Source organism: Bradyrhizobium australafricanum, from assembly GCF_020329495.1.
GTDB lineage: Bacteria > Pseudomonadota > Alphaproteobacteria > Rhizobiales > Xanthobacteraceae > Bradyrhizobium > Bradyrhizobium australafricanum.
On sequence record NZ_JAGKJL010000032.1, the window covers coordinates 69913 to 82976 of the forward strand.

A 13064-nucleotide genomic window follows, 5' to 3' on the forward strand; every position below is an offset into this window, starting at 1 on the left:
CGAAGCCCTAGTTTGGCCACAGCCGCGACGGTATAGACAATGGACCGCAGGTCCGCAGAATCGACCATATTGTCCGGCGGCTCTTGTATACTCGCGTGCGCAAGGTGGCTCGCTGGGCCAAAGCTTCGTTGTGTGAGGCTTTCGCACTTTTGGACAGGCGCTTCTGACGACTGAGCGCCGGAGGGTAGGAACGGAACGTCGATAATGCGCCTGCTCGTGCGGTTTATGGGTTTCTTGTTCGCCGCCGGAACCGTGGTGTTCCTGGTCGGTGTCGCCGCCGTCGCTGGCGCCATCTGGCATTTCTCCAAGGATCTGCCCGACTACTCGCAGCTGCAGGACTATGAGCCGCCGGTGATGACCCGCGTGCATGCCGCCGACGGCGCGCTGCTTGGCGAATACTCCAAGGAGCGCCGGCTCTATCTGCCGATCCAGGCGGTGCCGAAACTCGTGATCAACGCCTTCCTCGCTGCCGAAGACAAGAACTTCTACGAGCACGGCGGCATCGACTATCAGGGCATGGCGCGCGCTGCGATGCTTTATGCGCAGAACTACGGCTCGAACCGCCGCCCGCAGGGTGCCTCGACCATCACCCAGCAGGTCGCGAAGAACTTCCTGCTCACCAACGAGGTCTCGTTCAGCCGCAAGATCAAGGAAGCCTTGCTGGCGATGCGCATCGAGCGCGCCTATTCCAAGGACCGCATCCTCGAGCTCTATCTGAACGAAATCTATCTCGGCCTCGGTGCCTACGGCATCGCGGCGGCGTCGCTGGTCTATTTCGACAAGTCGGTCAACGAGCTGACGATCGCGGAGGCGTCCTATCTCGCTGCGCTGCCGAAAGCGCCGGCGGCGCTGCATCCGGTGCGCAACCGTGACCGCGCGATCGAGCGCCGCAACTATGTGATCGATCGTCTGCTGGAGAACGGCTGGATCAAGCAGGCCGACGCCGACAAGGCGCGCAAGGACCCGCTCAACGTCACCAGCCGCTCGAACGGCGCGCACATCTTCGCCGGCGAATATTTCGCCGAGGAGGTCCGCCGCGACATCTTCGAGCGCTACGGCGAAAAGAAGCTCTACGAGGGTGGCCTGTCGGTGCGCACCACGCTCGATCCCAAGATCCAGGTGATGGCGCGCAAGACCATGGTCGCTGGTCTCGTCAATTACGACGAGGCGCAGGGTTGGCGCGGGGCGCTGCACAAGCTCGATATTTCCGGTGACTGGGGCGTCAAGCTCGCCGACGTGAAGTCGCTGTCCGACATCTCGCCGTGGCGGATGGCTGTCGTGCTCGAGACCAGCGATCAGTCGGCGCGGATCGGCTTCCAGCCGGGTCGCGAGCTCGGCGGCGCGGTCAGCAAGGAGCGGCAGACCGGCATCATCACGATGGACGGCGTGCGCTGGGCCAAGACCAAGGGCAAGCCGCCGACCGTCGTTTCGCAGGTGCTGCAGCCCGGCGACGTGATCTACGCCGATCCGCTGGTGACCAAGGACGGCAATGCGGTCGAAGGCCAGTATCGCCTGCGGCAATTGCCTGAAGTGTCCGGCGCTATGGTGGCGATGGATCCATGGACCGGCCGCGTGCTCGCGATGGTCGGCGGCTTCTCGTTCGACCAGAGCCAGTTCAACCGCGCGACGCAGGCCTACCGGCAACCGGGTTCGTCGTTCAAGCCGATCGTGTACTCGTCGGCGCTCGACAACGGCTATACGCCGTCGACCACGGTGATCGACGCGCCGATCGAGATCGATCAGGGGCAGGGCGCCGGCGTCTGGCGTCCGGAGAACTATTCGACCGGCAAGTATTACGGCCCGACCACGCTGCGCAACGCGTTGCAGCGCTCGCTCAACACCGTGACGGTGCGGCTCGCGCAGGACATCGGCATGCCGCTGGTCGGCGAATACGCCAAGCGCTTCGGCGTCTATGACGAATTGCCGAACTATCTGTCGTATGCGCTGGGTGCCGGCGAAACGACCGTGATGCGCATGGTCACGGCCTATTCGATGTTCGCCAATGGCGGCCGCCGGGTGAAGCCGACGCTGATCGATCGCATCCAGGATCGCTACGGCCATACCATCTTCAAGCACGACACCCGCGAATGCCGCGGCTGCGACGCGCCCGGCGGCTGGAAGAGCCAGCCGGAGCCGCAGCTGGTCGACCGCCGCGAACAGGTGCTCGATCCGATGACCGCCTACCAGATCACCGAGATGATGGAAGGCGTGGTCCAGCGCGGCACCGCAACCGTCGTGAAGGAGGTCGGCAAGCCGATCGCCGGCAAGACCGGCACCACCAACGACGAGAAGGACGTCTGGTTCGTCGGCTTCTCGCCGGACCTCGCAGTCGGCGTCTACATGGGCTACGACAAGCCGCGCAATCTCGGCCGCGCCGCCACCGGCGGCCACGTCGCCGCGCCAATCGCCCGCGACTTCCTCAAGCTTGCGCTCGCCGACAAGCCGCCGACGCCGTTCAAGGTTCCGGCCGGCATCAAGCTGATCCGCGTCGACGCCAAGACCGGCATGCGCGCCGGTCCCGGTGACGGCGGCAACACCATCCTCGAAGCCTTCAAGCCGGGCACCGCGCCGCCGGAGAACTATTCGGTCATCGGCGTCGCCGATGCCGACGGGCGCGGCCCAGCGCCTGGCCCGCAGCCGTCGCAGAATGGCGCGCAGCCCGATGGCGGTTTCTTCATGCGTCCGGGAACCGGGGGGCTTTACTAGCGGCCTTTCCGGCCAAATCGCCGGGATAGTGCGGCCAAGCCGATTGCGCTTTGCCGCGCCGCTCGCTACATCCCCCGGAACCTTTTTAGCCAACACCTGAAAGACCATGCGCGCGGAAATCGAACGCCTTGTTGAAGAGATCAAGCAGTCAGTCGGGCTGCTGAGGAGGCATCTTTGACGTCGAACAATCGACGGCACGCCTCGCTGAGCTGAACAAGCTCGCAGAAGACCCCAATCTCTGGAACGATCCCCAGAAGGCCCAGCGGCTGATGCAGGAGCGTACCTCACTGGAGGACGCGCTCTCAGGCATCGGCAAGGTCGAGCGCGAGCTCGAGGACAATATCGGCATGATCGAACTCGGCGAGGCCGAGAACGATGAGGGCGTCGTCACTGAGGCCGAGAAGGCGCTCAAGGACCTCAAGAAGGACGTCGCCCGGCGCGAGCTGGAGGCGCTGCTTTCGGGCGAGGCCGACAAGTTCGATTCCTATCTCGAAGTCCATGCCGGCGCCGGCGGCACCGAGAGCCAGGACTGGGCGCAGATGCTGCTGCGCATGTACACGCGCTGGGCGGAGAAGCACGGCTTCAAGATCGAGTTCCTCGAAGAGTCCCAGGGCGAAGAGGCCGGCATCAAGTCCGCCACCATCCAGATCAGCGGCCACAACGCCTATGGCTGGTTGAAGACCGAGGCCGGCGTGCATCGCCTGGTGCGCATCTCGCCGTTCGATTCCAACGCGCGGCGGCACACCTCGTTCTCGTCGGTGCAGATTTTCCCCGTGATCGACGACAGCATCAAGATCGAGATCAAGGAGTCCGATGTCCGCACCGACACCATGCGGTCGGGCGGCGCCGGCGGTCAGCACGTCAACAAGACCGAGTCGGCGGTGCGCCTGACGCACATCCCGACCGGCATCGCGGTGGTCTGCCAGGCCGGCCGCTCCCAGCACAAGAACCGGGCGCAGGCCTGGGACATGCTGCGCGCGCGGCTCTACGAGATCGAGCTGAAGAAGCGCGAGGAGCAGGCCGCCGCCGATCAGGCCGCCAAGACCGACATCGGCTGGGGTCACCAGATCCGCTCCTACGTGTTGCAGCCCTATCAGATGGTGAAGGACCTGCGCACCGGTGTGCAGACCTCCGACACGTCGGGGGTGCTCGATGGCGACCTCGATGAATTCATGGCGGCGACCTTGGCGCAGCGTGCCTTCGGCACCGGGCCCGGCTCCGTCGAGGATGTGGATTAGCCCATGCCGCGCGTCGCTTTCATCGGATTGGGACGCATGGGCCATGGCATGGCCGGCCGTTACCTCGATGCCGGCTTCACGGTCGCGGTGTGGAACCGGAGCAAGGCCAAGGCCGCGGACCTGATCGCCCGCGGCGCGCTGTGGGCGACCTCGCCGGAGGATGCCGCGATCGACGCCGATGCTGTCGTGACCATGGTCGCCGACGACGAGGCCTCGCGCGCGGTCTGGCTGACCAAGGACGGCGCCGCCGCCAACATGAAAGCCGGCACACTCGCGATCGAATGCTCCACGGTCTCGTACCGGCACACGCTCGAGATGGCGCGCGAACTCAACAGCCGCGGCCTGATCTACATCGATTGTCCGGTCACCGGCCTGCCGGAGGCGGCGGCCGCCGGCAAGCTGACGCTGCTGGTGGGCGCTGATCCGGCCGATCTCGAACGCGCGCAGCCTTATCTCGCGCCGATCGGCAGCACGATCCGGCATTTCGGCCCGGTCGGCACCGGCACCGTGTTCAAGCTGATCAACAACCTGATCGGCGCGGTGCAGATCGCGAGCCTCGCCGAGGGCGTGGCGATCGCCGAGCAGGCGGGCCTCGACATGCAATTGGTGGCCGAGGCGCTGGCGACCGGCGCGGTGGCAAGCCCGCAGGTGATCCGCCACAGCAAGCGGATGATCGACCGCAATTTCTCCGGCGCCTCCTTCACCGCGGCGCTGCGCCACAAGGATGCCGACTACGCCGTGCGGCTCGCCGAGACCTTGCTGCCCGGCGTGCCCGTGAGCCGCGCCGCGCTCGCCGCCTACGACAAGGCGAAGGCCCATGCGCCCGACGCCGACGAGGGCCAGATGATCGAGATCGTGTCGCGGCCGAAATAGGCGGGGCCGCCATTCTCGGAAATCGGGTGGGAATATTTGTGGCACCGCGCTAGTCACCTGTCCGACTGCAGGTGAGTGCCCGACATGCCTTCCGCCGACAACCGGATCGATCGTCGCGACTGGGGGCTGCTCGTCCTGCTGTCGGTGCTGTGGGGCGGCTCGTTCTTCTTCAACGGCGTGATCCTGCGCGAATTGCCGCCGCTGACCCTGGTGCTGCTGCGCGTCGTGCTCGGCACGATCATCCTGCTGCCGCTGCTGCGGACCGCCGGAATCGAATTCCCGCGCGGCCTGTCCGGCTGGGCGCCGTTCGTTGCGATGGGGCTGTTCAACAATGTGCTGCCGTTCGCGCTGATCGTGTTCGGGCAGACCTATATTCCGAGCGGGCTGGCCTCGATCCTCAACGCGACGACGCCGCTGTTCGCGGTGGTCGTGATGGCGGCGGCCGGCGAGGAGCGGCTGCAGGCGCGCCGCATGGCGGGCGTGGTGGTCGGGCTGAACGGGGTTGCGATCCTGCATGGCGATGCGCTCGGCTTCGAGAGCCGGCAGGGCATCGGCATCCTGCTGTGCCTCGCGGGCGCCTTCAGCTACGGGATCGCGGCGCTGGTCGGGCGGCGGCTGCCGCAGCGCGTGCCGCCCTTGGGCACCGCGACGTTCCAGATGATGGCCTCGGCGGTGCTGATGGCGCCCATCGCCGCCGTCGTCGATCGGCCGTGGTCGTTGCCGATGCCGCATCCGTCGACGTGGCTCGCCGTGCTCGGCCTCGCGGCGCTTTCGACGGCGTTGGCCTATATCGTGTTCTTTCAGATCCTGCAGCGCTCCGGCGCAACCAATGTGATGCTGGTGACGCTGCTGATTCCGGTCACCGCGATGCTGCTCGGATATCTCGTGCTCGGCGAGCCGATCGCGCCGCGCGAGGTGATCGGCGCGCTGGTGATCGCGAGCGCGCTGCTCTTGATCGATGGCCGTGTGCTGGCCTGGTTCAGCCGCGCGCCTGCTTCCACGCCGCATACCATCCGCTGAAGCGTCCGCTGTCGCGCTCGCCGCCGTGCCAGGCGGCGTAGGCGGTGCCGTCGTCGGCGACCAGCACCACGGCATCGAGCCCCTTGGAGCGTCGCAGCGTGTCCATCGCCTGCGCCGGCGTCTGCGCGATCGGACCTGCGACGTTGAACGAGGTGTTGACCGACATCTCGACGCCGATATGGCGGCCGAGCGCCTTCAGATAGGCATGCGTGAGGGGATCGTCCGTCTCGCGCACGATCTGGATGCGGCCGGTGCCGTCGGCATGCACCACCGCCGGAATTTTCGCGCGCGCCTCGGGCTTCGAATGCGCGGTCAGCACCATGTAGTTATAGGCGTTGTAGTCAGCGCCGGAGGCGCCGTCTTCCAGCTCGAAATAATCGCGCGCAGCTTGCAGCGTCGCCATCGGCGCCAGCGGCCGGATCGCCTCGCGATACTTGACGCGCTCGTTGAGCCGCTCGCGCACCTCGGGATCGCAGGGATTGGCGAGGATCGAGCGATGGCCGAGCGCGCGCGGGCCGGTTTCGGCGGCGCCCTGATAGATCGCGATCACGCCGCCTTGCGCGACCATGGATGCCATCAGGTCGGCAACCGCATCGCGCCCTTCTGACGTCGCCACATTGCCGATCTCGGTCGAGGCGATGTCGTCGGCATGCAGCGCCGCGGTGATGTCGGCGTTCGAGGGCGGCAGGCCGCAATAGAATGCGTGCGACAGCGGCGCGCCGCGCGGCGCGCCCGCCATATGCGCGAACAGCCAGGCCGCGCCGATCGGCACGCCGGGATCGCCGGGCACCGGTGGCACCCACATATGGAGCCGCGTTTTGCGCTGCTGCGCCCGTTCAAACCACGCCTCGTCGAAATGCTCGAGCAGACGCATGTTGCCGAGCGCGTTCAGCGCGACCCCCCCGGTCAGCACCAGGCGGTCGGTGCCGGTGGTGCGCAGGAGATGGTCGATGACATGGATCATCGCGTCCTCGAACACCAGTTGCGTCGCGGCCGCCTTGTCGACGCGGTCCTTGGTGTCGGGGCGGTGATTGATGTCCTCGACGCGCAGCACGGCGTCGGGATTCCAGAGCTGGTCCGGGCGCAGCGGCGGGCCGAGAATATCGATCAGCGGCTGATGATAGGGATTGTCGGCGGGATCGGCGTACCAATTGCCCATCGCGCGATTGAGCTGCACGCTGCCATTGGGCCCGAGCTGCAGCACCGCCTTCAAGCGCTGATAATACGGATTGGTGGCGCGGTTCATGTCGCCCCAGGCGGCGGCGCCCATGTAGCGGCCCTCGCTGGAAAGCCAGGTCCAGCCGCCCTGGCTCGACGAGATCACGGTGTAGAAAGCGCCGAGCGAGTCAAACAGGCTTTCATTGCAATAGAGCTGCTTCATCTGGCCGTTCTCGGCGACATAGAGCGAGATCGAGCCAACGTCGCCGGTGCCGTCGAGCACCGCGATCGCAACACGCTCGCGCGTATCGGCGAACGGCGAGGCCGTGAACGAGTACCAGGCGTGATTGTCGTGATGCGGCATGCAGATCAGCGGCAATTGCTTGTCGAGCCCGTACATCCTGCCGAGCCGGCGCGACAGCCGCCGCACCTGATCGAGCTGGCGCAGATTGATTGCCGGTGCGATCGGGGCGCGCAGCAGTTTGAGGCTGGCCGGCGCTTCCTCGAGCGAGGTGCGGATCAGCATCGCCAGCAGCGCCGGATAGTCCCATGTCGTGACGAAGGCGGCGATATCGCCGATGTCGCGGCCCATCCGCTGCAACACCTTGCGCATGTCGTCGAGCGCGTGTTGCGGGAACTCGTTGGTGTGCTTGTTACCGGAGAAGCGCTCTTCCTCGTTGTTGACGATCAGGCGCGGTCCGTCCTTCTGGGTGATCTCGACCAGCGCGACGCCGGTATTGTGCGTGCCGGGGCAGGCGAGGCCTGCGATATAGACGGTCTCGCCGCGCTGCAGCTTTTCGCGGATCGAGGCGATCGTGCGCTGCGCGAACGCGCCATTGGCCTTGTGCAGGCCACGCTTCGCCAGCGCAGCCTCGCTGAGGCGGCGCGTGATCTCATAGCCCGCGGCCGCAAGATGCGGATGCCGCGGACCGGTACGGATGTCCGGTTTACGCAATCAGAACGCCTCGACTCGTGATCCCCAGATCGACCTTCAATCATAAATAGCGCCAGGCAACAATGCCGTTTCGCCCAACGGAAAAACCCAGCGCTTGCCAGCACATGCGTCTCTTGCGAGACTTGCCGCCAAAACCAACGACAAAAATCGGGAGAAAACGATGCCGGCTCATTTCGGATATATTGGCGCAATCGCGGCGTTCGCAAGTGCCGCACTGATCGCGACCTCGGCCACCGCGCAGAAGAAATACGATCCCGGCGCGAGTGATGGCGAAATCAAGATCGGCAACATCATGCCATACAGCGGCCCGGCGTCGTCCTATGGGGTGATCGGCAAGACCGAGGCCGCGTTCTTCAGGATGACCAACGAGCAGGGTGGCATCAACGGCCGCAAGATCAACTTCATCAGCTACGACGACGCCTATTCGCCTCCGAAGGCGATCGAGCAGGCGCGCAAGCTGGTCGAGAGCGACGAGGTGCTGCTGATCTTCCAGCCGCTCGGCACGCCGTCCAATTCGGCAATCATGAAATACATGAATGCCAAGAAGGTGCCGCAATTGTTCGTCGCCTCCGGCGGCACCAAATTCGGCGACCCCAAAAACTTCCCTTGGACGATGGGCTTTCAGCCCAACTACCAGAGCGAGGGCCGCATCTACGCAAAGTACATTCGCGACAAATTCCCTGACAGCAAGATCGCGGTGTTCTGGCAGAATGACGATGCCGGCAAGGATCAGTTCAAGGGCCTGAAGGACGGGCTCGGCGACAAGGTCGGCATGATCATCGCCGACAAGTCGTACGAGGTCTCCGATCCCTCGATCGATTCGCAGATCGTCGCGCTGCACGATTCCGGCGCCGACATCTTCTTCTCCTGGGCGGCGCCGAAGGGCTCGGCGCAGGCGATCCGGAAAGTGGGCGAGCTCGGCTGGAAGCCGAAATTCTTCCTCGCCAACACCGCGACCTCGGTCGCCTCGGTGCTGAAACCGGCCGGACTCGAGTTCTCCAAGGGCATCATCTCGACCGCCTATCTGAAGGACCCGACCGATCCGACCTGGGACAAGGATCCGGCGGTGCAAAGCTGGCGTGCCTTCATGGACAAATATTACCCCGACGGCGACAAGGCCAATGCCAACAACCTCTATGGCTATGTCCAGGCCGAGGCGATGATGCAGGTGCTGAAGCAATGCGGCGACAATCTCACGCGCGAGAACGTGATGAAGCAGGCCGCCAACCTGAAGAACTTCCACTCCGACCTGATGCTGCCGGGCGTCATGGTCAACACCTCTCCCGACGATTACTTCCCGATCGAGCAGATGCAGCTGATGCACTTCAACGGCGATGCGTGGGAGCTGTTCGGTGACGTCATCACCGGCGAGGTCGGGCACGAAGCGTCGCGGTAGGGGGGGAGTGATGAAGCCGATGCTCGCTCGGCAAACACCACCGTCGTCCCGGCGTAGGCCGGGACCCATAACCACAGGATTGGGTTGGTGAGGAAGCTGTGGCCCTAGCGTCGCGCAACAATCGCCTTCGGTGGTAATGGGTCCCGGCCTACGCCGGGACGACGCTGAATTTGTTGCGCCACCGGTGAGTCACACACGGCGCGAGCAGATGCAGCTCCGGATTATACAAGCCGCTTCAACCCGCCTGCCGCGGCATTGTCCGCCAAAATCCTTTCCGGCCGGCGGGCGCGGAGCGCCATGCCGCCGGCGACGCCGACGCCGATCACGTACATCCAGCCCTCGTGAAAGTCGGACAGATGCGAGTTGAGCAGCGAGCTGGTGATGTTCTGCACGACCACGGCGAGTCCGATCCAGCTCGCGAGATCGCGGCCGGCGAACAGCCTGACGTGGCTGATCCATAGCGCGTAGAGCAGCAGGATGCCGATCAGCCCCCACTGGACCCCGACATTGAGGGTCTGATTGTGCGGGTTGTTGATCACCTCGGCCTCAAGGCCGGCTTGTCCGACGGCATCCTGCGTGAACATGCGCCTGATCGAGCCGCTGCCGTGGCCGAGCCACGGTGCGCCGGCGATGAACTTCACCGACTTCCGCCAATAGGTCAGGCGCTGCGCGGTCGAGGCGATGCCCGAGGTGTCGTGGGCGCGATACTCGATGCCGACGTCGGCGATGCGTTGGCGGAGGTAGGGGGACGTGGTCCAGACCGCAAGGCTGGTGACCGCGACGCCGGCGAACAGCAGCCGCGTGGCGCGCCGCGACAGATGCAGCGAGGCGAACAGGATCAACAGCACCGGCATGTAGACCAGCGCGGTCCGCGCCGAGACGACGTAGAGCATGTTGGCGACGAACAGCAGCATCAGCGCGATGGCGCCGGCCGCGAAGCGCCATTGCCGGGCCCGCAGCGCCGTCAATGCCGGCAGCGCCAGCGCGAACGCGCAGAGCGCGAACTCCTGGCTCTGGTCGAGGTAGTTCTTGACCGGCACGCCGTCGGATGCGGTGTGCGCGAGCTTGAGTTCCGGCAGCGCCAGCACGATCCAGGACAGGATCATCAGCGCCGTGCACGACACCAGGAAGGCCAAGAACACCCAGAGCCCGCGCTGCGAGCGCTGGAAATAGCCGAGCAGGAACGGCAGCAGCAGCAGCTTGCTGAGCGGCTTGATGCCTTGCAGCCGTTCGGCCCAACTCGTCTCCGACCACGCTAGGCCGATCACCGCGAGTGCGACCAGCGCGATCGGCAAGGCAAAGGCCGGTTGCGCGAGGTCGAGAATGAACTGCTCCCAGTCGATGGTCGGGATCACGGCGACAAGCCACAGCAGCATGAAGACGGCGAGTGCCGTGGTCGACCAGGGTAGCGACGCCGCGGCCAGGGCGATCAGGGTATCGGTGGCGCGAACATAGGGGACTGAGCCGGACCAGGCGCGGACGCGATCGCGCCATCGTGCTGGCGATTCGATTGCGAGACCAATGGCGTCGGAATCGGTGCTCATGACCGGTTACACGCCGTGCGCGGTTGCACCGTTGAAGGTCGCCATCGCGGCGGTGAGCGCCGCGGCGGCGGCCGCGACGTCCGGAGCAGCCCGATGCGACAGCAGGTCGCGCGCCTGGGTGTGGTGGCCGAACCGCTCGGCCAGCTCGGCCCGCCGCGCACGGATCCGGTCGCGCCATTGCTCCTGCTGCGCCAGCACGCGTCGCACCGAGGCGCAGATCGAGTCGGTCGAGAACGGATCGAAATAGTCGGCAAGCTCGCCCGCGACCTCGCGGAACACGGCAATATCGGAGCACAGCACAGGAGTGTTGGCCGCGAATGCCTCGATGATCGGGACGCCAAAGCCTTCGGCGAGGCTCGGCATGATCAGGCCATGCGCGTCCGCGATCAGTGCCGCCTTCTCGTGCTCGTCGACATAGCCGGAGAAGCGGACGTTCTTCGGCAGGTTGCGCGCCTGGTTGGCGCCGCCGGCATAGCCGATCACGACGAGATCGGCCTCCGGCAGCTTGCGGAAGGCGCGGATGACGGCCGCGAGGTTCTTGCGGGGCTCGTTCGAGACGATGACGACGAAGCTCGGCCGTGCCGGGACGGCGGGTGGCACCGGCGCAAGCGGCGCTTCCGCGACGTCGAAACGGGTCCGCGGATAGACTACCCGCGCCGGAATGTGCGCATATTGCGGGAGCAGGGCGCGGAAGCGGTTCATGCTGTAGTTCGAGACGAAAGCGAGCTCGTCAGCCTGATTCACGCTGGTGAAAAGGCGCGACAGGAACAGGCGTGTTGCGATGTCATCCAGCTTGAGATCGGTGATCGGCAACAGGTCGTGCACGACGCAAATCACCTTTGCGCCCGGGCGGCGCTTGATCGCAACCCGGGTCGGGGTGTCGACGAGAATGACGTCGTAGTCGCGCGCATCGACCCGCGGCGGCGGCAACCGGGTCAGGGCCGACGTGTCCTGATAGCTGTAGAAGCCGGGCTCGAGCAGGAAATCGCCGAACAATTCGAGATGGCGCAAATCGGTCGGAATGTATTCGAGGCCTTCGGTCCGGTTCTCGATCAGCTTGACGCTGGTCGGCAGCAGACGAATCGAGCGCAGGAAGGCGATGATGAATTCTAGCGAGGTCGCCGCGTCGAGCTTGTGCTTGAACCAGTCGACGGTGCGGCGCAGGCCGCCGCGCATGATCGGCGAGTTCATGTCGGTTTCATCGAGGTAACGATAGAGCGCGAGCAGCTCGATCAGCCGTGAGTCCCCGGGCAGCAGGCGCGTCCGCTGCTGCCTGCGGCGCAGCTTCCGGTACCGGCGCGTGGTCTCCACGACGAGGGTCAGGGCATGTCCGTCGCCGGCCAGCGAGCGGATCAATTCACGGGTGAAATGGAAGATGCCGCGCTTGTGGTTGGGCTCGCCAAGCGCCTCGCTGACGACCAGGATCTTTGTCATGCGCTGATTTCTCTGAGCTCGAGGTGATGCGGGGCGGGCGCATCCAGCGCGACGGTGCTGGCGATGCGGCCGTGATCGAGATTGATGATGCTGTTGCAGGTCCGGCGCAGCAGGGCGTAGTCGTGCGAGGCGATGATCACGATCGCCGCGGTCTCGACCATCTTGCGCAGCCGCTGCTCGGCCTTGGCCGAGAAATTCTCGTCGACCACACTGAGCCACTCGTCCAGCAGCAGGATATCGGCGGGAAACGCGGTCGCGGTCGCGAACAGCACGCGCATCAGCATGCCCGACGAGAACATGCGCAGCGGCAGCCGCTGCATGCGCTGCTCCAGTTCGGTGAACGCCCAGATCTCGTCCAGGATCGCCGGCGTCGGCCTGTGTCCCGAGATCCGCAGCAGCAGGCTGATATTGTCGGCGGCGACGAAATCGAGATTGACGCCGGCGCCAAGGCCGAGCAGCGGCACGATATTGCCTGATATCTCGACGCGGCCGCTGGTCGCCGGGAACACGCCGGCGATCAGCCGCAGCAGGGTGGACTTGCCGGAGCCGTTCGGGCCGGCGAGGCCGATGCGTGCGCCGGCGTTCGCCTCGATCGAGATGCTGTCGACCGCGCGGATGGTCCGCATCTCGCTGGTCTGGCGGAACAGGCGGCCGAGCAGGCGGCGCTTCAGCGAGAAGTCGTAGGCGCCGTACAGCGGATAATCGAGGCAGACGTCGCGGAGGTGGATGCTTGCCATATG

9 protein-coding genes are annotated in these 13064 nt (G+C 65.5%); 5 read left to right on the forward strand and 4 right to left on the reverse strand.

Annotated features, from left to right (window positions below; translation table 11 throughout):
• Nucleotides 1–204 precede the first annotated feature (204 nt).
• From J6525_RS26280 to J6525_RS26295, 4 genes are all read left to right on the forward strand, one after another.
• Nucleotides 205–2706 (forward strand): penicillin-binding protein 1A, encoded by a 2502-nt coding sequence (locus tag J6525_RS26280; RefSeq protein ID WP_225646835.1) that lies wholly within the window; start codon nt 205–207, stop codon nt 2704–2706.
• A 106-nt stretch (nt 2707–2812) separates the two neighbouring features.
• Nucleotides 2813–3944 (forward strand): peptide chain release factor 2 gene (prfB, locus tag J6525_RS26285; protein WP_225646836.1). Its coding sequence is split into 2 segments (ribosomal slippage): nt 2813–2881 and nt 2883–3944, totalling 1131 coding nucleotides; the frame shifts between segments, so codons are not numbered across the junction.
• Between the two features lie 3 nt (nt 3945–3947).
• Nucleotides 3948–4817, forward strand: a complete 870-nt coding sequence (locus J6525_RS26290; protein WP_225646837.1) for an NAD(P)-dependent oxidoreductase — start codon at nt 3948–3950, stop codon at nt 4815–4817.
• An 84-nt stretch (nt 4818–4901) separates the two neighbouring features.
• Nucleotides 4902–5837 (forward strand): DMT family transporter, encoded by a 936-nt coding sequence (locus tag J6525_RS26295; protein WP_225646838.1) that lies wholly within the window; start codon nt 4902–4904, stop codon nt 5835–5837.
• Here the strand turns inward: J6525_RS26295 and J6525_RS26300 are convergent.
• Nucleotides 5797–7950, reverse strand: coding sequence for a carbamoyltransferase C-terminal domain-containing protein (locus J6525_RS26300; protein ID WP_225646839.1), 2154 nt, complete (start codon nt 7948–7950; stop codon nt 5797–5799). The genes J6525_RS26295 and J6525_RS26300 overlap by 41 nt on opposite strands.
• A 160-nt stretch (nt 7951–8110) precedes the next feature.
• Here J6525_RS26300 and J6525_RS26305 point away from each other — a divergent pair, with 160 nt between their 5' ends.
• On the forward strand, nt 8111–9346 hold the full coding sequence (locus tag J6525_RS26305) for an ABC transporter substrate-binding protein (protein WP_225646840.1): 1236 nt from the start codon (nt 8111–8113) through the stop codon (nt 9344–9346).
• A gap of 221 nt (nt 9347–9567) precedes the next feature.
• On the opposite strand, the gene J6525_RS26310 is transcribed toward J6525_RS26305, so the two are convergent.
• The 3 genes from J6525_RS26310 to J6525_RS26320 are packed head-to-tail and all read right to left on the reverse strand — an operon-like array spanning nt 9568 to nt 13061.
• Nucleotides 9568–10890: an O-antigen ligase family protein gene (locus J6525_RS26310; protein ID WP_225646841.1), complete on the reverse strand. Its 1323-nt coding sequence runs from the start codon at nt 10888–10890 to the stop codon at nt 9568–9570.
• Between the two features lie 6 nt (nt 10891–10896).
• Nucleotides 10897–12324, reverse strand: coding sequence for a glycosyltransferase family 4 protein (locus J6525_RS26315; protein WP_225646842.1), 1428 nt, complete (start codon nt 12322–12324; stop codon nt 10897–10899).
• Nucleotides 12321–13061, reverse strand: coding sequence for an ABC transporter ATP-binding protein (locus J6525_RS26320; protein WP_225646843.1), 741 nt, complete (start codon nt 13059–13061; stop codon nt 12321–12323). The genes J6525_RS26315 and J6525_RS26320 overlap by 4 nt, the downstream gene beginning before the upstream one ends.
• Nucleotides 13062–13064: the final 3 nt, after the last annotated feature.

Excerpts from the sequence above, each read along its gene's own strand:
- J6525_RS26310 (WP_225646841.1), bottom strand. The coding sequence starts at position 10,890 with ATGAGCACCGATTCCGACGCCATTGGTCTCGCAATCGAATCGCCAGCA.
- J6525_RS26295 (WP_225646838.1), top strand. The coding sequence starts at position 4,902 with ATGCCTTCCGCCGACAACCGGATCGATCGTCGCGACTGGGGGCTGCTC.
- J6525_RS26305 (WP_225646840.1), top strand. The coding sequence starts at position 8,111 with ATGCCGGCTCATTTCGGATATATTGGCGCAATCGCGGCGTTCGCAAGT.
- J6525_RS26280 (WP_225646835.1), top strand. The coding sequence starts at position 205 with ATGCGCCTGCTCGTGCGGTTTATGGGTTTCTTGTTCGCCGCCGGAACC.
- J6525_RS26290 (WP_225646837.1), top strand. The coding sequence starts at position 3,948 with ATGCCGCGCGTCGCTTTCATCGGATTGGGACGCATGGGCCATGGCATG.
- J6525_RS26315 (WP_225646842.1), bottom strand. The coding sequence starts at position 12,324 with ATGACAAAGATCCTGGTCGTCAGCGAGGCGCTTGGCGAGCCCAACCAC.
- J6525_RS26320 (WP_225646843.1), bottom strand. The coding sequence starts at position 13,061 with ATGGCAAGCATCCACCTCCGCGACGTCTGCCTCGATTATCCGCTGTAC.